Genomic DNA, 24121 nt, shown 5'->3' on the forward strand with positions numbered 1-24121 from the left:
GCCCCAACTGAGATGGGTGTGATCTACATTACAAAAACAGAGGAACCGTGTTGTTGACCACAAAAAGAGACACCTCTTTTTGTAGTAAAGATCACACTTTATCCAGCAGCTCATACCTAGCCACCTCAACAGCTCTTATCTCATCCTCCTGGCTCCTCCCCCACAAAAAATTTGGGTATGGAGGATTTACTCACCCGCTATCTTAAACACACTCTGGCTTATCATTTTTCACCGTGGATTGCGGTGATAGTCCGGGGGAACACATGTCGAGCGTCACACTACGTAATGTATCTAAGGCTTATGGTGAAACTATTATTTCTAAGAACATCAACCTTGAGATACAGGAAGGAGAATTCGTGGTTTTTGTCGGTCCATCAGGATGTGGAAAATCGACACTATTAAGGATGATTGCAGGTCTGGAAGATATTACTTCTGGTGATTTGCTGATCAACAATATACGTATAAATGATGTACCACCAGCCAAGCGTGGCGTTGGAATGGTTTTTCAATCCTATGCACTGTACCCCCACCTGTCTGTTGCAGACAATATGTCGTTTGGTATGAAGCTGGCCGGCGCCAAAAAAAGTGACATTCAGCAGCGCGTAAAGCAAGTTGCGGAGATGCTTCAACTCGCTCATCTGCTTGATCGCCGCCCTAAAGCACTATCAGGCGGCCAACGCCAGCGGGTCGCCATTGGCCGTACTCTGGTCGCTGAACCGAATGTTTTCCTATTGGATGAACCACTTTCCAATCTGGACGCTGCACTGCGCGTCCAAATGCGCATTGAAATTTCACGCCTGCACAAACGCCTGCAACGTACGATGATTTATGTCACCCACGATCAGGTTGAAGCAATGACGCTGGCCGACAGAATCGTGGTACTGGATGGCGGGGATGTTGCCCAGATCGGCAAACCACTTGAGCTTTACCACTATCCCGTTAATCGTTTTGTTGCCAGCTTTATTGGCTCACCCAAAATGAATTTCCTGCCAGTTAAAGTCACGGCCACCGCCGTCGATCAGGTGCAAATTACTCTGCCTAATCGCCAGCAAATCTGGCTTCCCGTAGAAAGCCAAGGGGTAAAAGTAGGCAGCAATGTATCTCTGGGTATACGCCCAGAACACCTCCTTCCTAGTGATATCGCAGATGTCACGCTGGAAGGCATAGTTCAGGTTGTTGAACAGCTGGGAAATGAAACCCAGGTTCACATTGAAATCCCGGCTATTCATCAAAATCTGGTTTATCGCCAGCCTGATGTTGTGCTCGTGGAAGAAGGGGCCTCCTTCACTATCGGATTACCTCCCCACCGCTGCCATTTGTTCCGGGAAGACGGAACCGCATGCCAGCGTTTGCATAAAGAACCCGGTGTTTGAGCCTGAGCTAATTACAAAACGACAGGAGAATAATTGATGAAATCAATGCGTATATTACCTATATCACTGACAGTTATAACTGGATTACTGTCCATGCAGGCGTCAGCCGTAGAATTTCACGGTTACGCCCGTTCCGGTATTGGCTGGGCCGGCAGCGGTGGCGAGCAACAGTGTTTCCAAAGTACCGGTGCACAGAGCAAATACCGTTTAGGTAATGAATGTGAAACCTATGCTGAACTTAAGTTGGGTCAGGAGCTATGGAAAGATGGCGATAAGAGCTTCTACTTCGATACCAACGTAGCCTATTCCGTAGCGCAACAAAGTGACTGGGAATCCACCAATCCCGCTTTCCGTGAAGTGAATGTCCAAGCGAAAAACGTCATCGACTGGCTGCCAGGCTCAACACTGTGGGCAGGTAAACGCTTCTACCAGCGTCATGACGTACATATGATCGACTTTTACTACTGGGATATCTCAGGTCCCGGTGCCGGCCTGCAAGATATCGATCTAGGCTTTAGCAAACTCTCTCTGGCCGTCACCCGTAACACCGAGTCTGGCGGTTCTCATGGCTGGATTGCCGGTAGGAACCATGAAATTCCCACGTCTAACGATGTCTACGACATACGTCTGTCCGGCTTGGAAGTGAACCCCGGCGGTAGTCTGGAACTTGGTTTTGACTATGGGCGTGCTAATGCGCGGGACAACTATCACCTTGACCGCAACGCGTCCAAAGATGGTTTCATGTTTACTGCCGAGCATACACAAAGTGTGTCCGGAGGCTTCAACAAATTTGTCGTACAGTACGCGACGGATTCCATGACCTCCTCCAACAGTGGTCGCTCTGAAGGCGCCAGTGTAAACAATGACGGTCATATGCTACGCATCCTGAATCACGGCGCGATTAATCTCGCGGAAAAATGGGATCTCATGTATGTAGCGATGTATCAAGATACTAACCGCGATAATAACAACGGCAATACATGGTACACGGTTGGTGTACGTCCAATGTACAAATGGACACCAACGATGAGTACCTTGATGGATATTGGCTATGATAATGTCAAATCTCAGCGTACCAATGACACTAACGATCAGTACAAAATCACCCTAGCCCAGCAATGGCAGGCTGGTGATAGCATCTGGTCCCGTCCGGCTATCCGCCTGTTCGTCACCTATGCCAAATGGGATGAAAAATGGGGTAATGCAAGGAAAGACGACGGCGATAACTACACCACTGGCATGGCCTACCGTGATACAGCAACACATAAATTCAGCCGTGGCAACGATGATGAATTCACCTTTGGTGCACAATTCGAAGCCTGGTGGTAATGCCATTAAAAACGGCTGGTTTTAGGCCAGCAAGATTATTTAGCTACTTTTAGCGCCTTGGACTGATATGCCTTTTGCCCGTGGGTATCAGTCTCTTTTTTCAACCGGACAAGGGTAAAAAATGAAAATTAAACTGCTCTCATTCTGTCTTAGTGCCTTACTCTGTAGCGCAGCTCCTCTGATAAGCTATGCAACACCTATCACTACAACAACTAAGGCAACCACGACACAGGATGCTGTTGCACCTTCCCTCTCAACAGCAGCACTGCAAAAACTGAACTGGCAGCCAGTTAACCCAAACGATACGCAGACCATTATCCTCAATGCCACATCCCAGCACCTTAATGAAGGAAATATTCAGGGGCCAATCGCTGCATTCGCCATTCCGGCAAATCGGGGCTCACTGGACATTATGCTGAGCAGTTTAGTACAAGATAAACAAGTTTATGCGCCAAATGTTTTGGTGCTTGATCAGGGATTACGCCCCGCAGCATTTTATCCAAGTGACTATTTTTCGTATGAACGTCCGGGAGTTATGTCCACAGACCGGTTGGAAGGCACATTAAAGCTGACGCCAGCATTAGGACAACAGCAAATTTATGTGCTGGTCTATACCACTCGTACCGATTTGCAAAAATCAACACAAATGATTGATCCCGCCAAAGCTTATGCTCAAGGAGTCGGCAACGCCGTTCCCGCTATTCCAGATCCCGTTGCCCGCCATACAGAAACCGGTACATTAAAGCTGAAAGTGAAATCGGAACAAAACACCGGCAACATCACTATTGGTCAAGTCTTATCAGGCCCGGCACTGGAGCCTGTCGTTGTTGGGCCAACACAAGCTACCGCAACACAGCGCACTCCACTGAAAACCAAACCTGTCCTGAACGACACAGAACGTTATTTCAGTGATGCAATTAAAAACGAAATTAATAACGGCAATATTGATAAGGCGCTGAATCTGCTGGATGAAGCAGAACGCCTGGGATCTTCAACTGCACGAGAAACGTTTATTAACAGTATCAAAAACAAGAGATAAATCATTTACCTATGTTGGCTATATAGTAAGTGCACCATTAGTTTGTTCAATGCAAAACAAATGCTCTCCGAAGAGGAGAGCATTAAGTTTAACTCTCATAATATGTTACGACAGGAGATACTTACCGGTGGAGAGATAAAGCGTTAGTAATTCTTAACAGGAAATTGTCTTCATAAAGAAAGGCAATAGAATTTTTTATTGCATAATGATCTCTTATTTTATATCCATCAATAATGAGTTGTAATTTTTTAGACAACTCAAGAATACTACCTGATTTATAAAGCTCGCCATTTAAATCGTTGATAATATCATTCGGACCACACTTACAATCTGAACTTATACAATAGATACCATAAGATATTGCTTCCGCTAATACCATGCCAAAACCTTCATATTTCGATGTTAAAATAAAAGCGGATACTTCTTTTATGCTACTCATTACAAATTCCCAAGGCTGATCTTGCCAACCGTGCCAAATAATATTGTTATTTATATTGAGTTGTGAAGATAATTTTTTTAAGTAACCCTCATCATCACCAGAACCTACCATATGTAATTCCCAATGACCATGTAATTGAGAAAGCGCTAAAAATAGTTCAGTTAGATTTTTTGACTTATAGGCAAGAATTCTTCCAACATATAATAATCTAGCTATGTGTTTTGGTTGAGGAATTATAAAGGGATTCATTTTGATAGGATTGAAAATAAGATGAAGTTTCTCTGTTTTTATCCCAAAGGATAACATTTGATCTCGTAAACCAGAACTGATTACAAGGTGCTCGTCGGCACAGCATAAATCTTTAATTTTCTGTGGGGTAGGATTTCTAATGGAAGTATGCAGCCAAGAGTAAGTTTTTACTGGGAAATTAATTTTTTCACAGGAAAGTCGAGCAATATTACAGGATGTTGTGTCTAAACTTATTAGAATCTCAGGGTAAAATCTTGCTAATACCAAAGACAATTAGAATGCAATATCTTGGCAAGATTCGTAATTGTCTGACGCTAAGGAGATATATTGAGCATTAGATAACCAAGCACGATTTTCAATTCTATTTGTCTCATTTAGAGATATGAAAATAAAATCAATTCCAATGTTGGCACGGTTAATCAAATTTATTAAATTCGAACATACCGTTTCTACCCCGCCATATCCATTCAAGAAAAGGTCATGGTATATTATGAATATTTTCTTCATTATCAATCCTTTACTGAATTAACCAAAAACGCTCTTGGACTTTTATTTTATTAATCGCATGATGATATTTTTCCAAGGAAATTAAAAGATTTGATTTATTATCAAACAGAGGTTCTAATTGAGATTCATAAAATAGGATGTTTTGCATTTTTTCTTTTAAATCAATATCCACCAATATGGCGTGCTTATTAAATTTGTTATTTCTTAATAAAGCACTTTCCAAACTATCGGGGTTAATAACAGGGTATTGACCTAAAACATAGGGAAAATCTTCATAAAGTAATATTTTGAACTTACGTGAACCTGTTATGTTATGTACCAGATTGTTTATTATGATGTGATCCACATGTCGACCTATTCCCAAAGGAGCATATATATAATCAGGTTGATAATTGAACAATATTTTGTCGATGAGATCTTGAGCCATATCGGATGCATAATCTGATTTATGCATCAGGCCACTATAAATCATGGCAGAACTTTTATACATAGGTTCACCGTATTGGTCGGTTCTGTAAATACAATCTAAAATTTTACCATGTATTGGAATTGCTGATAATTTATTGCAAAAAGCAATATCCTCATTAGCTCGCTTTGAATAAAGTTTTATAAATGAATACATATTATCATTATGTACATAATGTGAATAATGAGACGTAATATTTTTGTCATATTCAGTAAAAAATGTTAGAACAACCACCATTTGATTTTCTGAAACTAATTTATGTATTAAACCGCCAGCGCTTAAAGCCACATCATCTAAATGGGGAGATAGAAATAGATGTATCATTTCAAGTCTCCATGCAAAGGCGATTATATTTTATTTCCATGAGTACAATATAAATAGCGGCTAAATCAATGCGTATCCCATCCCTGTTTTTTATAAAATCTGAGTTGTCAATGTTTGGCTTTTCTTGGAATTGCACTCTTTCATCATGGGCATAAAATTCTTTCATTATATTAAACCAGCTAGCATGGATTCTTTTTGCTGCAACGTCTATTACGCTGTCACTGTGACCTAATATTGTCATTAAATCAGAAAAAATAGCATCGTTTGTAGAAAGCAGAATTTCATAATTAAAATCATCAGACACAATATTATCATCATATAAATAAATATTTTTTATTACTTCTAATATAATACTCAGATCACTCTTTATTAACCTTTTCTCAAACGCCTTTTATTTTTCAGTGAATGCTTGATAAGGTTTTAAAAAATTAACTTGTAAGTTGTATTCAATCTCAAGTTTTGTTATTGATTCTTGCATAGCAGTTTTATTATCGACTAAATATTTTGCACACCATAAATCGTGTAAATAACGTTTCATAATTCTGCTACACATGACTCTCTTCAATTCATTGTTATACATAGAATTATAAGTGACATAAGATGTAGCACCATTTTGAAATCTTATTTAGTGATTACCAAGATATTTTTAGCGATAACTTATTGTTTTTTATAATATTAATGTCATGAGCCATAAACGTTTACTCGCATCTCAGCTTATTGCCTAAATCGCCTGAACTATTCTCATTAATTATAAGTATTTCCTTTTAATTTTCCTCAGTGATTTTAACTAAGGCAGATTTTATTTTCAAAATATCTTCCATTGTATGTGACGTATCAAGGCTAACCCGAACAGCACCATCAGGATAAGTTCCAAATTTTTTATGGGCTAATGGTGCGCATTGCAACCCGGGACGGGTAATAATATTGTATTTGTTTTCTAGTATATAAGAGACTTCTCCGGGATGATAACCTTCTACTGTAGAAATAATTGTTGGCAACCCGACTTTATGTCTACAAATTAATTTGACCTTTTTTAATTGTGATAGCTCATCTATAAGATTAGTACGCAGAGTTTGTAATTGATTTTGAATATTCTCTATCCCAATTTTTTTTAAACGCCTTATAGACGCTAGCAATGAAAGTATGCCAATAGTGTTTTGTGTTCCTGATTCATATTTGTATGGTATTCCCGTTGGTTGTGTAGTTAATCTTGATAATACACCTGTCCCACCCTGGATTAATTCATTATGAGAAAATCCATTATCAAGCATAAAGTACCCACCAATACCTGATACTCCTCCTAAGCTTTTGTGCCCGCTAAAAACAAAGTAATCAATATGACCTTTCGATAAATCAATTAATTGTGAACCAAAAGATTGTGAACCATCAACTAAAACCATCGCACCGTATAAATGTGCCAGTTTTCCTATCTCATCTATATTACAAAATGTACCAATAGTATTGGAGCAACTATGAACCACTAATAACTTAGTTTTCTTATCCTTTAATAAAAATTCCAAATACGACATATCAATTTTACCATCTGTCACATCGATAAATTGACTACTTACTCCAATATCTTTTAAATGGTTTACCGGTCTAAGTACTGAATTATGTTCTAAATGAGTAGTAATAACATTATCACCCGGCTTAAGCGTACCTTTTATACATTCATTGAGTGAATACGTTGCTCCTGAGTTAAAAATTACCGTCCCATGACCATTTAAATTTGTTTGTTCGATTAATTCATGTCGGCACTCTTCAATGAGTTCCGTAACCTTTTTAGATTGTTGTGATAAAGATCGCCCTGGCGTTACGCCAAGAGTATCTAAATACATATTTATCATGTCTTTCACTTCTTGTGACTTTGGCCATGAGGTAGAAGCTGCATCTGCATATAACATTATCCAATCTCCATATGATGATTAATATATAATTTGAATTTTTTAGCAGTCGCATGCATCTCCTTAATTCCTTCATTAGCTCTCCAATCGGATCTTTCTGGCATATTTAAACTATTTGCCAATACTGTTCTTATCATTCCTCTCTCAATGAAATCTGATTCACCTATCGTAAAAATATATTTATTACCACTATTTTCGATGTAAATATAGGGGCCAACCTCACCGAACATCTTAAGTTCATCCAATGAGTCTATCGTATGCATTTTAAATTGATTCTTTAATTTATTATGAAGATCAATCTCGCTAGGGAAACAACATAAATGTGCATGGTAACAATACCTTTGATTTGGGTCCATGACGATACAACCACCAGCTCGTCCATTTTCATAAAAAAGAGGATTGCTTATATTGTAATATTCTCGATAAAAATCATTTATTATATTCTTAAATTGTTTCAGTTCTTTTATTGCTTCGTCATCGTATATTTCTGCAAAGCACCGGTATCCCCCTAAATCAGTCTCACATTTGTTGATGGCAATAATGATATAGCCCTCAATTATCTGGCCTTTAGGTACAAAGGCATAGAAATATTTTCCTTGTAAAAGTATTTTATCTTTTTCAAAGGAAGATTCTGGGTGACAAAAAATACATCCCATTTTAAACTCCTTTATCGTTTGTCGATTCTACTGATAAATATATCTTCATGGCACAAATTGAAATCTTCTTCGGTATGCCAGGCAATCATCATGCTAAATTTATTTATAATACTATGTTTGCTCAGTCTGCTTTGTAGTTCAGAATAAATAGGATTTGGTAAGATTATTCTGCATTTTTTCCTAATAGCAAGACAAGAATCAATTACAAACATAATTGTACCGGGAGCTGTATTTGACAAACCTATTACTTCCACAGTTGTATCATCAAAACCCAATATCGCTAATTCTTTTCCAACAGTTAACAACTTAATATCTCTGTAGTAAGGACACTGCTCTGAGTAAGCGATCCAATTGTCATTTACTTCCCTGCCGAAAAAATTGATTTTATTAATCTTATCTATTTCATTAAAATCAATCAGGTCTACATCGATTTCGGTATATCCTTCCACCACTATTTCTATAAAGTCAAAAACGTTCACTCTGCTACAGATGTATTTTTCGAAAATCTTTGAATAACATTTGATCTTTCTTGCATCTGAGTAGCAAACCGTCGCATCTACATCATTACGATGTGTTTGTTTAGCACTTTCTATTATCAACGTTCGTGATTTTACACTTTCATCTATGCCAAAATCACTAAGCATATTAATAGATACCAACCTGTGTTTAAGATTAAACTCACACTTTCTTGCTATCACAATCGACAAGTGTGTATCGTTTCTTTTAAACGAAAATGCTTTTATTTCACTAGAGAGATTATATTTTTTTCTTCAATATTCTTCCAAATAAAATAGTCTAAGCCTCCTATATTACGCTTATAAAGATTATTTATTAAGATATAATCCTCTTCCGTTATATCTTCATAGTTTAAGGTTACTCCATTCTCCATTATTTTGCCCCGTTATTTTATATAGGCGACAATTGTTTCTCATTTTCAGTTTATATTCATTCCCGAGTATATGAATCATGAAATATTGTATTTTATGACCTGTATCATAATTTAAAGATCCAACAGGAGAAAAAACTGCGATTATTTATCCTGAAAAATTCAATTTAAATCTCCCCTAATCATGCAAAAACACAGGTAAAAATAGGTGTTCTAAAAGAATAATCTTTCATAAATTCTATGTGGAAGGGCCTTAAATGAAATAATCACATTGACCTGCCTCCTAAGTTAAATATGATGAGCTGTTTCTGAATGCCGAATTAATATTTCTTGCATGACTAAGATCATTTTTACGCGGACAAGTTCATAGAGCACCTGAGCATTAGTATTTGCTCCGATGTGCATGAAACACCGTTTGAATCACTGTACGATTAGCTCCCCCTTAACCATTGATAGTTTGCTGGTCGCTAGCCGAGAAAACCAACAATTGTTGTTGTTCTGACAAGGGAAAATATCTGCCTCCGGTCACACCCATCTTCATTCCGAAGGCTTTATTATTTTTAATTAAGAATTTATTTAGTGAATAGTTTTCATTGCGCAATTTTTGTAAATCTAATCGTTTTTTCCGTTTCCTGCCTCGTATTTAAACTTTCCCATTTTCATTAAATTGATATTCAAGTTTTCTCGCTTTTCCTGCATTTGATTTAAAGAAAAAACCTCGCAAAGAGGAAGACATTTATATGATCCTTTGTATCGATTTTCACCACAGGCAGAGAAGGTTAATGCAAACTCCTACTAGGAGGTACAAATGTTTTACTTAGTTTTTTCCGTGCATCAAGCACCCAAGCTTGATGCACCACGTACCACTTTCACTGAGGCAACGCCGTAATATTCAAGGGTCAAATATGGACTACGATACGTTTACCATCAGGAAGTTGAACATCAAGGCTTAACTCTCCACCTAACGCTGCAACATAGCGTTTCAATGTTGAAAGTTTGGGGTTATTACCAGGCTGTTCCATTTTAGCAATAGTCGGTTGCTTAACCCCAAGTGCAGTTGCCAATTCAGTTTGTGAAACATCAAGAGCCTCGCGGATCTGATAAAGCCCTATCTCTCGTTTCATTTCATCAACTTTTTTAGCAATCCTACGGCGGCTTTCAGGGCTGCGTTTTTCAAGCAATTCATCAAGTGTAGTCATATTCAGTTCTCTAGTTTAGTTAGTTCTTAGTTCTTAGTTCTTAGTTCTTAGTTCTTAGTTCTTAGTTCTTAGTTCTTAGTTCTTAGTTCTTAGTTCTTAGTTCTTCAAGATGCTTCTTAAATTCAGCATCAGCAAGTTTGATCATATCCTTATAAAACCGTTTTTCATTCAGTCCAGTTTTATCGCCAGCGCAAAGAACAATGGCATTCCGATAGGGATCAAAAGCGAAGAGCGCCCGTACTGGATTTCCGGCATGCTGGATACGCAACTCTTTCATATTAGGAAATTTAGAGCCATACAACGTATCAACGTAAGGTCTGCCTAATTGCGGGCCATACTCTCCCAAAATTTCCAGCGCAGCCAGAATATCATCTTGTAACTCTTCACTCTGTTCGTTATACCAGACATCAAACACTCCTGTTGTTATAACTTCCCACATGTTCATTTCTCATAGTTTGTAAACCACAAAACCAACATATAGCCTACTAGCTATAATTGCAATCCCTCACCCTGAATTTAACTTATCACTAGTCTCTGTAGGACAAGTACGATTTCATTTAAAAAACACTTAACTAGCGGTGCGATAATAGCAAGAAATCCCAGCGTATCTGTTCCTACGTCGTATAGCTGGGTGCCACAAACCAGATTGGTTGTGAGGAACAAAACCTTCAAGCAAGCTTTTTTCAGGAGGAAAAATTTGTTAGGAGGGAGTCTAAGGTGGCGGCAAGTTCAGTTCCGTTTGGTGAATGGAAGTTGATTAAAGCTATGAGCCGAAAAAATTAGCGCTTTGTCAATAAGCTGAATGCCCTCCAAAAAGGAGGGCATTTAATTAGCTATGGTACTCTACAGAATTACTTCTTATCGCCACCAAAACCAGCATTCAGCAGTTCTGCCAGGTTTGCAGTTGCTTCATCTACACTCACTTGTGGTGCTTCAGAAGGCTCATTCAACTGACGACGACGCATACGGTCCTGATGGTAAGCATAACCCGTACCGGCTGGGATCAGACGACCTACGATGACGTTCTCTTTCAAGCCACGCAGTTCATCACGTTTACCCGCAACCGCCGCTTCTGTCAGCACGCGGGTCGTTTCCTGGAACGATGCCGCAGAGATGAAGGATTCAGTCGCCAGAGACGCTTTGGTGATACCTAACAGATCACGTCCATAAATTGCAGGGACTTTACCTTCCTGTTCCAGCTTACGGTTTGCCACTTTAACGCGGGCATATTCAACCTGTTCGCCTTCCAGGAATTCGGAACTACCTGCACTTTCGATGGTTGCTTTACGCAGCATCTGACGCACGATAACTTCAATGTGTTTATCGTTAATCTTAACCCCTTGCAGGCGGTAAACTTCCTGAACTTCGTTGGTGATGTAACGGGTAACCGCATGAACGCCACGCAGACGCAAGATGTCATGTGGAGACTCTGGACCATCGGAGATCACATCACCACGCTCAACAACCTCACCTTCGAATACGTTGAGCTGACGCCATTTAGGGATCATCTCTTCGTAAGCATCACCACCATCTAATGGGGAGATAACCAAACGGCGTTTACCCTTGGTTTCTTTTCCGAAGGAAACAATACCACTGACCTCAGCCAGGATAGCTGGCTCTTTCGGACGGCGCGCTTCGAACAAGTCAGCAACACGTGGCAGACCACCAGTAATATCTTTCGTACCGCCGGATTCCTGAGGAATACGCGCTAAGGTATCACCCGCAGAGATGCTGACACCATCGTCTAACTGAACAATTGCTTTGCCTGGCAGGAAATATTGAGCAGGCATATCAGTACCTGGGATCAATACATCGTCACCCTTGGCATCAACGATTTTCAGTGCCGGACGCAAGTCTTTACCACTACCGGTACGCTCTGCACTATCCAGAACAACCAGTGAAGACAGACCCGTCAGCTCATCCGTCTGACGGGTAATGGTCTGACCATCTACCATATCGGCGAAACGGATGATACCGGATACTTCACTGACTACTGGCATGGTATGTGGATCCCAGTTAGCAACAGTTTCGCCGCCGTTAACTGCTTCGCCATCACCTTTACCCAATACCGCACCGTAAGGCACTTTATAACTTTCTTTAGTACGGCCAAATTCGTCGATCAAGCACAATTCGGTGTTACGGGAAGTAATCACCAGTTTACCTGCGGAGTTGGTAACGGATTTCGCGTTAAACAGTTTCAGGCTACCTTTGTTACGAACCTGAATGCTAGATTCCGCTGCTGCACGGGATGCCGCACCACCGATGTGGAACGTACGCATCGTCAGCTGTGTACCCGGCTCACCAATTGACTGCGCCGCAATAACACCAACAGCTTCGCCTTTATTGATGATGTGTCCGCGAGCAAGGTCACGACCATAACAGTTCGCACAAACACCAAAGTCAGTTTCACAACTTACAACGGAACGTACTTTAATGCTGTCAACAGAGCTCTCTTCTAACAGATCACACCATTTTTCGTTCAGCAGGGTGTTACGTGGAACCAGAATGTCAGCAGTACCCGGCTTGAGAACATCTTCTGCCGTTACACGACCCAATACACGCTCACGCAGTGGCTCTTTAACATCACCACCTTCAATGACCGGCGTCATCAGAATACCGTCGTGCGTACCACAGTCGTCTTCTGTAACAACCAGATCCTGTGCAACGTCAACCAGACGACGAGTCAGATAACCAGAGTTCGCCGTTTTCAGTGCGGTATCCGCCAAACCTTTACGGGCACCGTGGGTTGAGATGAAGTACTGGAGTACGTTCAAGCCTTCACGGAAGTTCGCGGTGATTGGGGTTTCGATAATGGAACCGTCTGGTTTAGCCATCAGGCCACGCATACCTGCCAACTGGCGGATCTGAGCGGCGGAACCACGCGCACCAGAGTCAGCCATCATAAAGATGCTGTTGAAGGAGACCTGTTGTTCTTCTTCACCGTTACGGTTAATGACTGTCTCAGTGGACAGGTTTTCCATCATTGCCTTAGCTACACGCTCGTTTGCTGCGGCCCAGATATCGATAACTTTGTTATAACGTTCGCCAGCAGTTACCAGACCAGACTGGAACTGTTCCTGTATTTCAGCAACTTCTGCTTCTGCTTCCGTGATGATCCCAGCTTTTTTCTCTGGGATAACCATGTCATCAATACCAACAGATGCACCTGAACGTGCAGCGTAGGCAAAACCGGTGTACATGATCTGGTCAGCGAAGATAACCGTTGGCTTCAAGCCCATCACACGGTAGCAAGTGTTGAGCATTCTGGAGATAGCTTTTTTACCCAGTGGCTGGTTAACCAGAGAGTAAGGCAGACCTCTTGGGACGATCATCCACAGGATTGCCCGACCAATAGTAGTATCAACCAGGCCAGTGCTGGTGGTGATATTACCCTCGCCATCTCTCACTTCTTCAGAGATACGAACTTTAACACGGGCATGCAGAGAAGCCAGACCTGCGCGGTATACGCGTTCTGCTTCTTTAGGCCCGGTCAGTACCATGCCTTCGCCTTTAGCGTTAACACAGTCACGAGTCATGTAATACAGACCCAGAACAACGTCCTGAGATGGCACGATAATCGGCTCACCACTCGCAGGAGACAGGATGTTGTTGGTCGACATCATCAATGCACGCGCTTCCAGCTGGGCTTCCAGTGTCAGCGGTACGTGAACAGCCATCTGGTCACCGTCGAAGTCGGCGTTATATGCCGCACACACCAATGGGTGCAACTGAATCGCTTTACCTTCGATCAGAACCGGTTCGAATGCCTGAATACCCAAACGGTGAAGTGTTGGTGCACGGTTCAGCAGAACCGGGTGTTCACGAATCACTTCATCCAGGATATCCCATACCACCGCCTCTTCACGCTCAACCATCTTTTTGGCTGCTTTAATCGTCGTCGCTAAACCACGCAGTTCCAGCTTGCCATAGATGAATGGCTTGAACAGCTCCAGCGCCATCTTCTTAGGCAGACCACACTGATGCAGACGCAGGTAAGGGCCTACGGTGATTACAGAACGGCCTGAGTAGTCAACACGTTTACCCAGCAGGTTCTGACGGAAACGACCCTGTTTACCCTTGATCATGTCAGCCAGGGATTTCAGAGGACGCTTGTTAGAACCGGTAATGGCACGACCGCGACGACCGTTATCCAACAGGGCATCAACCGCTTCCTGCAACATACGTTTTTCGTTGCGAACGATGATATCCGGTGCAGCCAGATCCAGCAGGCGTTTCAAACGGTTGTTACGGTTAATAACACGACGATATAGATCGTTCAGATCCGACGTTGCAAAACGGCCGCCATCCAATGGAACCAGTGGACGTAAATCAGGCGGTAGCACTGGCAGAACGGTCAGAACCATCCATTCTGGCTTGTTACCAGATTGAATAAAGGCTTCCAACAGCTTAATACGCTTGGTCAACTTCTTACGTTTAGTTTCAGAGTTAGTTTCATTTAACTCTTCACGCAGAGTTTCACACTCATTTTCCAGATCGAGATTTTTCAGCAAAGACTGGATAGCTTCCGCACCCATCTTCGCATCAAATTCATCACCGAACTCTTCCAGTGCATCCAGGTATTGTTCTTCTGTCAGGATTTGACTGCGTTCAAGGCTGGTCATACCGCCTTCTACAACCACATAGGATTCGAAGTACAGTACGCGCTCAATATCACGCAGAGGCATATCCAGCAATAAACCGATGCGGGATGGCAATGATTTCAGGAACCAAATGTGTGCAGTTGGAGAAGCCAGTTCGATGTGACCCATACGCTCACGACGAACTTTAGTCTGGGTAACTTCTACGCCACACTTCTCACAAATCACACCACGGTGTTTTAAGCGCTTGTATTTACCACACAAGCACTCATAGTCTTTTACCGGCCCGAAAATACGGGCACAGAAAAGGCCGTCACGCTCAGGTTTGAACGTACGGTAGTTAATCGTTTCCGGCTTTTTCACTTCACCAAATGACCACGAACGGATCATATCTGGTGAGGCCAGAGCAATTTTGATCGCATCAAACTCTTCGGTCTTAGTTTGCGCTTTCAGAAACTTCAATAAGTCTTTCACGAAATGGCTCCTGTCGGAGTTAGACCTGTCAGGAGAGCGGCCCATGCCACTCTCCCCTATGACCAGTGCAACCACTGGCTGGTAAACTGCCCGTCATATCCATTCAGGGCAGTACCAGCGGGAATACGGTTTATTCGTCTTCCAGCTCGATGTTAATACCCAGAGAGCGGATCTCTTTCAACAATACGTTGAAGGATTCCGGCATTCCTGGCTCCATCTGGTGGTTGCCATCCACGATGTTTTTATACATCTTGGTACGGCCGTTAACATCGTCGGACTTGACGGTGAGCATTTCCTGCAAGGTGTACGCGGCACCATATGCTTCCAATGCCCACACTTCCATCTCACCGAAGCGTTGACCACCGAACTGCGCCTTACCACCCAGCGGTTGCTGAGTAACCAGGCTGTACGAACCGGTTGAACGAGCATGCATTTTGTCATCCACCAGGTGGTTCAGTTTCAACATATACATGTAACCAACTGTAACCTGACGTTCGAATTGCTCACCAGTACGACCATCAAACAGGGTAATTTGCCCAGAAGTTGGCAAGTCACCCAGTTTCAGCAGTTCTTTAATTTCTTTCTCTTTCGCACCATCAAATACTGGTGTTGCAATTGGCATACCTTTTTTCAAGTTTTCCGCCAAACGCATAACTTCTTCATCAGAGAAAGTGTTCAGATCAACTTTCTGACGGGTTTCATCACCCAGGTCATAAGCTTTCTGGATAAATTCACGCAGTTTGGCGACTTCCTGCTGCTGTTTCAGCATCGCGTTAATCTTGTCACCAATACCTTTCGCAGCCATCCCCAGGTGAGTTTCCAGGATCTGACCAATGTTCATACGTGATGGTACGCCCAGTGGGTTCAGTACGATATCTACCGGAGTACCGTTTTCATCGTAAGGCATATCTTCGATCGGGTTGATCTTGGAGATAACACCCTTGTTACCGTGGCGGCCCGCCATCTTATCACCCGGCTGAATCTGCCGCTTAACCGCCAGATAAACTTTAACGATCTTCAGCACGCCCGGTGCTAAGTCATCGCCCTGCGTGATCTTACGACGTTTAGCGTCCAGTTTTTTCTCGAACTCAGTTTTCAGTTCGTCATACTGTTCAGCCAACTGTTCCAACTGATTCTGTTTTTCTTCATCAGCCAGACCCAGTTCTAACCAACGCTCACGAGGCAGCTTATCCAATTTCTCAGCTTCGATGCCGCCAGAAATCAGGACAGAACGGATACGGGCAAACAAGCCAGCTTCAAAGATCCGCAACTCTTCTGTCAGGTCTTTCTTAGCCTGACGCAGTTGCATCTCTTCGATTTCCAGAGCACGTTTATCTTTTTCAACGCCGTCGCGGGTAAATACCTGTACGTCGATAACCGTACCGGATACGCCATTTGGTACGCGCAGAGAAGAGTCTTTAACATCAGACGCTTTCTCACCGAAGATAGCACGCAGCAGTTTTTCTTCTGGCGTCAGCTGAGTTTCACCTTTAGGTGTCACTTTACCAACCAGAATGTCACCGCCGGTAACTTCTGCACCAATATAAACAATACCGGATTCATCCAGTTTAGAGAGTGCAGCTTCACCCACGTTAGGAATGTCAGCAGTGATCTCTTCAGGCCCTAATTTGGTATCACGAGACACACAAGCCAGTTCCTGGATGTGAATAGTTGTAAAGCGATCTTCCTGGACAACACGCTCAGAAACTAAGATGGAGTCCTCGAAGTTATAACCATTCCACGGCATGAACGCTACGCGCATGTTCTGACCCAGCGCCAATTCACCCAAGTCAGTGGATGGACCATCGGCCAGTACGTCACCGCGTTCTACAGGTTCACCCAGAGAAACACATGGCATTTGGTTAATACAGGTGTTCTGGTTAGAACGGGTGTATTTAGTCAGGTTATAGATATCGATACCTGCTTCACCCGGATACATTTCGTCTTCGTTTACTTTGATAACGATACGGGATGCATCAACGTACTGAACCACGCCACCGCGTTTAGCAACGGAAGTGACACCTGAGTCAACCGCAACAGCACGTTCCATACCTGTACCTACCAGCGGCTTGTCAGCACGCAGTGTAGGAACAGCCTGACGTTGCATGTTTGCACCCATCAATGCGCGGTTTGCGTCATCGTGTTCCAAGAATGGAATCAGGGAAGCACCGACAGAAACCACCTGCTGAGTGGAAACGTCCATATATTCAACCTGTTCACGGTTGAATAAGCTGGATTCGCCATAATTACGGCAGGTTATCAGATCTTCAACGAAGTGACCTTCATCGTCCAATACGGTGTTTGCCTGTGCGATAACGAAGTTACCTTCTTCAATCGCAGACAAGTAATGAATTTCATCAGTGACAACACCATCACGAACCAGACGGTATGGGGTTTCAAGGAAACCATACTCGTTAGTCTGCGCATAAACAGACAATGAGTTAATCAGACCGATGTTCGGACCTTCCGGGGTTTCGATTGGACATACACGACCATAGTGAGTTGGATGTACGTCACGCACTTCAAAGCCCGCGCGCTCACGAGTTAAACCACCTGGGCCTAACGCAGAAATACGGCGTTTGTGAGTGATTTCAGAAAGTGGGTTGTTTTGGTCCATAAACTGAGACAGCTGGCTGGAACCAAAGAATTCTTTCACTGCGGCGGAAATTGGCTTAGCGTTGATCATATCCTGAGGCATCAGAGTATCCAGATCACCCAGAGACAGACGCTCTTTAACCGCACGCTCAACACGTACCAGACCAACACGGAACTGGTTTTCTGCCATTTCACCCACGGAACGGATACGACGGTTACCTAAGTGGTCAATATCGTCAACTTCACCTTTACCGTTACGGATGTCAATGAGCTTCTTCATGACATCAGTGATGTCATTTTTACTCAGAATACCGGAGCCTTCAACTTCTTCTCGGCTCAGTGAACGGTTGAATTTCATACGACCAACCGCAGAAAGATCGTAACGATCTTCTGAGAAGAACAGATTTTCAAACAGATTTTCTGCTGCTTCACGCGTTGGCGGCTCACCAGGACGCATCATGCGATAGATTTCAACCAAGGCACCTAAACGATCGTTGGTTGGATCAACACGAAGAGTCTCGGAGATATATGCACCGTGATCCAAATCGTTGGTAAACAGGGTTTCGATAGATTTATGACCAGCCTGGCTCAAACGTGCCAACAGATCCAAAGAGAGTTCCATGTTAGCCGCACAGATAATTTCACCCGTATTGACATCAATGTAATCTCTTGCAACAACTTTACCCGCGATGTATTCAACCGGAACCTCAATACGGTTCACTTCGTCTTTTTCTAACTGACGGATATGACGTGCGGTAATACGACGGCCTTTTTCAACATAAACTTTGCCGTTTGCTTCAATATCAAAAGAAGCCGTTTCACCACGCAGACGCTCTGGCACCAGTGTCATCTGGAGTTTGTTGTCACGAATTTCGAAAACAGTCTTACTGAAGAACAGGTTCAGAATGTTTTCAGTGCTGTAATCCATTGCGCGCAGAATAATGGTTGCCGGCAATTTACGGCGACGGTCAATACGCACAAACAGGTTATCTTTTGGATCGAATTCGAAATCTAACCAAGAACCACGGTAAGGGATAATACGTGCGTTATACAGCACTTTACCGGATGAGTGAGTTTTACCCTTATCGCTGTCAAAGAATACACCAGGACTACGATGTAATTGGGAGACAATAACCCGCTCAGTACCATTGATAACAAAAGTACCGTTGTCAGTCATGAGCGGAATTTCACCCATGTAGACTTCTTGTTCTTTGATGTCTTTGACTGTGCCTTCCGGTGCTTCACGTTCATAGATGACCAGACGCAGTTTAACGCGCAGAGGTGCAGAATAAGTGACACCACGAATCTGGCACTCTTTAACATCAAACACTGGCTCACCAAGACGGTAGCTAACGTATTGCAGCTCCGAACTGCCACTGTAGCTCTGAATTGGGAATACAGAACGGAATGCCGCTTCTAAACCATTCTGGCCTTCTGGATCTTGCTCGATAAATTTCTGGAACGAGTCAAGTTGGATAGAAAGGAGATAGGGTACATCCAAAACTTGTGGACGCTTACCAAAATCCTTACGAATACGTTTTTTCTCGGTATAGGAGTAAACCATAGGGTTCCTCAGCTCGCTGATCAGTGACCCACTCTGCCCGCCCTAAAGGACAGCTCTTTACGACACTGTTTTTTCGAACAGAAAATTGAATTATTTTCCGTAATACTCATTGCTATTACTCTTAAATCATTTCATTGCGCTACCTTACTACCGAGCTACCCGAGTGGATCGTAGCTGAGAACGCAGTATATTAAGTCGTCAATAGGAAAAAGTATTTGGGGGTTAATTAGCAGCCAAACAGTGGAAATGCTACTAATGCCCTACAGCGCAAAAAGGCTGGTGATTAAAAAATCACCAGCCGTCAGCCTGTAAAGTCAGGCTGCTAACTCAAAACTGAACTTACTTAATCTCAACAGAAGCACCAGCTTCTTCCAGAGATTTTTTCAGTGCTTCAGCGTCATCTTTGCTGATAGCTTCTTTCATTACAGCTGGCGCGCTTTCAACCAAGTCTTTCGCTTCTTTCAGACCCAGGCCAGTTGCACCGCGTACTGCCTTGATAACAGCAACTTTGTTAGCGCCGATAGAAGACAAAACAACGTCAAACTCAGTTTGTTCTTCAACAGCTTCAGCAGCGCCAGCAACTACAGCTACAGCCGCAGCAGCAGAAACGCCGAACTTTTCTTCCATTGCAGTGATCAGTTCAACAACATCCATGACGGACATTGTTGCAACTTTGTCCAGAATTTGTTCTTTAGTGATAGACATAACAAGTGTTCCTAAAATTCAGAAATAATTTATACGTTAAAAAGCAACGAAGGAAATTGGCAATTAAACTGCTTCTCTCTGCTCGCGTAACGCTGCCAGTGTACGAACCAGTTTGCCTGCAACGGCTTCTTTCATGGTTGACATCAGGCGTGCGATTGCTTCTTCGTAAGTTGGGAGTGTTGCCAAACGGTCAATATTGGCCGCAGGAATGAACTCACCTTCAAAGGCTGCTGCTTTAATCTCAAATGCCGGATTCGCTTTCGCGAACTCTTTGAACAGACGAGCAGCTGCGCCCGGATGTTCGTTAGAGAAAGCAATCAAGGTTGGACCAACAAACGCTTCTTTCAGGCACTCATATTCAGTACCTTCAACAGCACGGCGGATCAGTGTGTTACGAACAACACGGATGTAAACGCCAGCTTCGCGACCTGCTTTACGCAGTTCAGTCATTTTACCTACAGTAACGCCACGGGAATCCGCAACAACCGCAGACAGCGCGCCTTTGGCTACTTCGCTGACTTCAGCAACAATCGCTTGTTTGTCTTGAAGATTTAGTGCCATTAGCTTCTTGCTCCTGGATTAACCGGGAAGAACCCGGAACTCACATCACTCATAACACCAGATGTGTCTGAGCTCTAAAACACGGTGAGCAGAATCCAGAAATGAATTTCATTTGGCTCTGTCACCGTCTACGCAGGGATATTAAGTAATCATTTACACCTGCGGTCTTGGACGGGGCTTGGATTAGGCCAAGCTCCAACCGAAAATTGTTTGTTTAGCTAATAAATAATCTACCAGCCAAACATAAGGCGCCAAATTTTAGACAAATCTGACGCCAAGGTAAAGCGATAATCACGTCCAGTTCAAATTAAACTGAAGCGCTCAGACCAGACTGGTCAATCGCTACACCTGCACCCATAGTAGTGGACAGGCTAATTTTCTTAATGAAAACACCTTTAGCAGAAGATGGTTTTGCTTTTTTCAGCGCAACCAGCAGAGCTTCCAAGTTTTCTTTCAGTTTGTCAGCGTCAAAGTCAACTTTACCGATGGTGGTGTGGATAATGCCGTTTTTATCGTTACGGTAACGAACCTGGCCCGCTTTAGCATTCTGAACAGCTTCAGCGACGTTAGGCGTTACAGTACCCACTTTAGGGTTTGGCATCAGGCCACGTGGGCCCAGGATTTGACCTAATTGGCCAACAACGCGCATTGCATCTGGAGATGCGATAACAACGTCAAAGTTCATTTCGCCTTTTTTAACCTGTTCAGCCAGGTCTTCCATACCTACCAGTTCAGCGCCAGCCGCTTTAGCAGCTTCAGCGTTTGCACCCTGGGTAAATACAGCTACGCGAACGGAACGGCCAGTACCGTGAGGCAGTACAGTTGCACCACGTACGTTCTGGTCAGATTTACGAGCGTCGATGCCGAGATTAACAGCAACGTCAACGCTTTCTACAAATTTAGCAGTTGCCAGTTCTTTCAGAAGAACAACAGCTTCGTTAATGTCATACTGTTTAGTTGCATCAACTTTTTCACGGATTGTGCGCATGCGCTTGGTCAGTTTAGCCATCGATTAACCCTCCACTACCAGGCCCATGGAACGAGCAGTACCTTCGATTGAACGCATCATTGCGTCAACATCAGCACCAGTCATATCCGCAGCTTTAGTTTCAGCAATTTCACGAATCTGAGCGCTGGTTACTTTACCAACTTTATCTTTATTCGGTTTGCCGGAACCTGATTTAACACCGGCTGCTTTTTTCAGCAGAACAGCGGCTGGTGGGGTTTTAGTCACGAAAGTGAAAGAGCGATCAGAATAAACAGTGATCACAACAGGAATCGGCAAGCCTTTTTCAATGCTATCAGTTTTAGCATTGAACGCCTTACAGAATTCCATGATGTTAACACCCTGCTGACCTAAAGCAGGACCTACTGGAGGGCTTGGGTTAGCCATACCAGCTGCAACCTGCAACTTGACATAGGCTTGTACTTTCTTAGCCATTGATAATTTCCTCTGTGTGGGTGATATCGCCTTGTTTAAAAGGCTCCCCTGTCATTTCAGCCCCGCCGTTTCAGGCCAGACCACTAAAAACAAAAGGCGCGAAATTGTATGTTAATTTCACGCCTATTGCAAGCCAGCTAGAAGATATGCCTAGAAATTAAGCTTTCTCTACCTGACTGAAATCCAGCTCAACGGGTGTAGCACGACCAAAGATAGAAACCGATACCTTCAGGCGGCTTTTCTCGTAGTCGACTTCTTCCACAACACCATTGAAGTCTGCAAATGGGCCATCGCTGACACGGACCATTTCGCCTGGTTCGAACAATGTTTTTGGCCGTGGTTTATCACCAACCTGCTGAAGACGATTCATAATCGCATCAACTTCTTTATCACTGATTGGTGCCGGGCGGTCAGATGTGCCACCGATAAAACCCATGACACGCGGTACGCTGCGAACAAGATGCCATGTTGCATCGTTCATGATCATTTGTACCAGCACATACCCAGGGAAGAATTTGCGTTCACTTTTGCGACGCTGGCCGCTACGAATCTCAACAACTTCCTCTGTTGGCACCATCACTTCGCCAAAAGAATCTTCCATATCATGCAGTTTGATATGTTCACGTAAAGATTGTGCAACACGACCTTCAAACCCGGAGAATGCCTGTATGACATACCAACGTTTTTTTGGGGAATCTGACATCTTAGAACCTCAGGCCTGTAATAAATGAAACTAAACGCACCAGGATGCCGTCAAGACCCCAGAGGATCAAAGACATCAATGCAGTCACTGCCGCCACAATCAAAGTTGTGTGCAACGCTTCCTGGCGAGTTGGCCAAATGACTTTGCGCATTTCAACGCGGGCTTCACGGGCAAAAGCCAGTGTGGTTTTACCTTTAGCTGTCCAGAGCGCAACCGCTCCCGCAAGAGCAACAATAACAACAACCGCTATCGCGCGCAAAGGAAGGCTATACTCCCGATAAAGGTAGTTACCAACGATAGCAGCCGTTAATAAAGCTGCCACTAATAGCCATTTCATTACCTCAAGACCGCGCCTGCTTTCTTGAGCATCGCTATTCGCACTCATAAACCAACCTGTAACTATGATTTAAATAGATAGCCAGCTTGCCTCGCAAGAGCAAAACAAATCAGACCGAACCAAAAAATTTGAGTGATTGTATCTGACTTGGCGCCATAATTCAGTATGACATTGTATATCTGAGAGATATATAGCCAATTCGTTGTATCAGAGCCTATCTCACCAATAATTAAAAACAACTCTTGATGAGATAGGTTCTTATAAAACAACGTACAAAAAGGGCATCAGTTGATGCCCTTTTAGAGTAATCACATCAAAAAATTATGCGATAACTTTAGCAACAACACCAGCACCTACTGTACGGCCACCTTCACGGATTGCGAAGCGCAGACCCTGGTCCATCGCGATTGGTGCAATCAGGGTAACGATCATCTGAATGTTATCACCTGGCATCACCATTTCTACGCCTTCTGGCAGTTCGATAGTCCCGGTCACGTCAGTTGTACGGAAGTAGAACTGTGGGCGGTAGCCTTTGAAGAACGGAGTATGACGGCCGCCTTCGTCTTTGCTCAGAATATAAACTTCTGATTCGAAAGTGGTGTGTGGCTTGATTGAACCTGGTTTTGCCAATACCTGACCACGTTCGATTTCATCACGTTTAGTACCACGCAGCAGAACACCCACGTTCTCGCCTGCACGGCCTTCGTCCAGCAGTTTGCGGAACATTTCTACGCCGGTACAAGTTGTTTTCGCGGTGTCTTTGATACCCACG

General features: G+C 43.3%; 22 protein-coding genes. 3 read left to right on the forward strand and 19 right to left on the reverse strand.

Annotated features, from left to right (window positions below):
- Nucleotides 1–263: 263 nt before the first annotated feature.
- The 3 genes from malK (at nt 264) to malM (ending at nt 3741) form a co-directional block, all read left to right on the forward strand.
- Nucleotides 264–1373, forward strand: coding sequence for a maltose/maltodextrin ABC transporter ATP-binding protein MalK (gene malK, locus ACGF63_RS16520; RefSeq protein ID WP_036845832.1), 1110 nt, complete (start codon nt 264–266; stop codon nt 1371–1373).
- Between the two features lie 36 nt (nt 1374–1409).
- Nucleotides 1410–2702, forward strand: coding sequence for a maltoporin (locus tag ACGF63_RS16525; protein ID WP_152963721.1), 1293 nt, complete (start codon nt 1410–1412; stop codon nt 2700–2702).
- Between the two features lie 121 nt (nt 2703–2823).
- A complete protein-coding gene (malM, locus tag ACGF63_RS16530; protein WP_387632108.1) occupies nt 2824–3741 on the forward strand; it encodes a maltose operon protein MalM in 918 nt (305 codons plus the stop codon).
- A gap of 121 nt (nt 3742–3862) precedes the next feature.
- Here malM and waaB read toward each other — a convergent pair whose 3' ends face one another.
- The 19 genes from waaB to ACGF63_RS16625 form a co-directional block, all read right to left on the reverse strand.
- Nucleotides 3863–4702: a lipopolysaccharide 1,6-galactosyltransferase gene (gene waaB, locus ACGF63_RS16535; RefSeq protein WP_387632110.1), complete on the reverse strand. Its 840-nt coding sequence runs from the start codon at nt 4700–4702 to the stop codon at nt 3863–3865.
- Nucleotides 4703–4946: 244 nt separating this feature from the next.
- Nucleotides 4947–5726, reverse strand: coding sequence for a PIG-L family deacetylase (locus tag ACGF63_RS16540; RefSeq protein ID WP_387632113.1), 780 nt, complete (start codon nt 5724–5726; stop codon nt 4947–4949).
- A 1-nt stretch (nt 5727) separates the two neighbouring features.
- Entirely contained in the window at nt 5728–6030 is a 303-nt protein-coding gene (locus ACGF63_RS16545) for a hypothetical protein (protein ID WP_387632115.1), read from the reverse strand.
- Nucleotides 6031–6117: 87 nt separating this feature from the next.
- Nucleotides 6118–6264 (reverse strand): hypothetical protein, encoded by a 147-nt coding sequence (locus ACGF63_RS16550; RefSeq protein ID WP_387632117.1) that lies wholly within the window; start codon nt 6262–6264, stop codon nt 6118–6120.
- Nucleotides 6265–6490: 226 nt separating this feature from the next.
- Nucleotides 6491–7630 (reverse strand): aminotransferase class V-fold PLP-dependent enzyme, encoded by a 1140-nt coding sequence (locus ACGF63_RS16555; protein ID WP_152963718.1) that lies wholly within the window; start codon nt 7628–7630, stop codon nt 6491–6493.
- Nucleotides 7630–8286: a hypothetical protein gene (locus ACGF63_RS16560; RefSeq protein WP_152963717.1), complete on the reverse strand. Its 657-nt coding sequence runs from the start codon at nt 8284–8286 to the stop codon at nt 7630–7632. The genes ACGF63_RS16555 and ACGF63_RS16560 overlap by 1 nt, the downstream gene beginning before the upstream one ends.
- 11 nt (nt 8287–8297) lie before the next feature.
- The gene (locus ACGF63_RS16565) at nt 8298–8930 is read right to left on the reverse strand and encodes a hypothetical protein (RefSeq protein WP_239002550.1); all 633 of its coding nucleotides are present in this window, start codon (nt 8928–8930) and stop codon (nt 8298–8300) included.
- A gap of 95 nt (nt 8931–9025) precedes the next feature.
- Nucleotides 9026–9175: a hypothetical protein gene (locus ACGF63_RS16570; protein WP_387632121.1), complete on the reverse strand. Its 150-nt coding sequence runs from the start codon at nt 9173–9175 to the stop codon at nt 9026–9028.
- An 896-nt stretch (nt 9176–10071) separates the two neighbouring features.
- Nucleotides 10072–10371, reverse strand: a complete 300-nt coding sequence (locus tag ACGF63_RS16575; RefSeq protein WP_132348327.1) for a helix-turn-helix domain-containing protein — start codon at nt 10369–10371, stop codon at nt 10072–10074.
- A gap of 82 nt (nt 10372–10453) precedes the next feature.
- The gene (locus ACGF63_RS16580; protein WP_152963715.1) at nt 10454–10810 is read right to left on the reverse strand and encodes a type II toxin-antitoxin system RelE/ParE family toxin; all 357 of its coding nucleotides are present in this window, start codon (nt 10808–10810) and stop codon (nt 10454–10456) included.
- A 412-nt stretch (nt 10811–11222) separates the two neighbouring features.
- Nucleotides 11223–15443, reverse strand: a complete 4221-nt coding sequence (gene rpoC, locus ACGF63_RS16585; protein ID WP_162524232.1) for a DNA-directed RNA polymerase subunit beta' — start codon at nt 15441–15443, stop codon at nt 11223–11225.
- A 130-nt stretch (nt 15444–15573) separates the two neighbouring features.
- A complete protein-coding gene (gene rpoB, locus ACGF63_RS16590) occupies nt 15574–19602 on the reverse strand; it encodes a DNA-directed RNA polymerase subunit beta (RefSeq protein ID WP_036845869.1) in 4029 nt (1342 codons plus the stop codon).
- Nucleotides 19603–19941: 339 nt separating this feature from the next.
- Nucleotides 19942–20307, reverse strand: a complete 366-nt coding sequence (rplL, locus tag ACGF63_RS16595; RefSeq protein ID WP_152963713.1) for a 50S ribosomal protein L7/L12 — start codon at nt 20305–20307, stop codon at nt 19942–19944.
- 63 nt (nt 20308–20370) lie between these two features.
- The gene (gene rplJ, locus ACGF63_RS16600; RefSeq protein ID WP_152963712.1) at nt 20371–20868 is read right to left on the reverse strand and encodes a 50S ribosomal protein L10; all 498 of its coding nucleotides are present in this window, start codon (nt 20866–20868) and stop codon (nt 20371–20373) included.
- Nucleotides 20869–21175: 307 nt separating this feature from the next.
- A complete protein-coding gene (gene rplA / locus ACGF63_RS16605) occupies nt 21176–21877 on the reverse strand; it encodes a 50S ribosomal protein L1 (RefSeq protein ID WP_036845877.1) in 702 nt (233 codons plus the stop codon).
- A 3-nt stretch (nt 21878–21880) separates the two neighbouring features.
- Complete coding sequence (rplK, locus tag ACGF63_RS16610; protein WP_021322885.1) at nt 21881–22309, reverse strand: 50S ribosomal protein L11; 429 nt, start codon at nt 22307–22309, stop codon at nt 21881–21883.
- A 157-nt stretch (nt 22310–22466) separates the two neighbouring features.
- Nucleotides 22467–23012 (reverse strand): transcription termination/antitermination protein NusG, encoded by a 546-nt coding sequence (gene nusG / locus ACGF63_RS16615; protein WP_011144820.1) that lies wholly within the window; start codon nt 23010–23012, stop codon nt 22467–22469.
- A gap of 1 nt (nt 23013) precedes the next feature.
- Complete coding sequence (gene secE / locus ACGF63_RS16620) at nt 23014–23397, reverse strand: preprotein translocase subunit SecE (protein ID WP_021322887.1); 384 nt, start codon at nt 23395–23397, stop codon at nt 23014–23016.
- Between the two features lie 273 nt (nt 23398–23670).
- Nucleotides 23671–24121 (reverse strand): EF-Tu/IF-2/RF-3 family GTPase (locus ACGF63_RS16625; protein ID WP_387632128.1); only part of this gene is annotated, 451 nt, incomplete at its 5' end.

Origin of the sequence: Photorhabdus sp. RM322S (assembly GCF_042879395.1) — a bacterium.
GTDB classification, from domain to species: Bacteria; Pseudomonadota; Gammaproteobacteria; order Enterobacterales; family Enterobacteriaceae; genus Photorhabdus; species Photorhabdus khanii.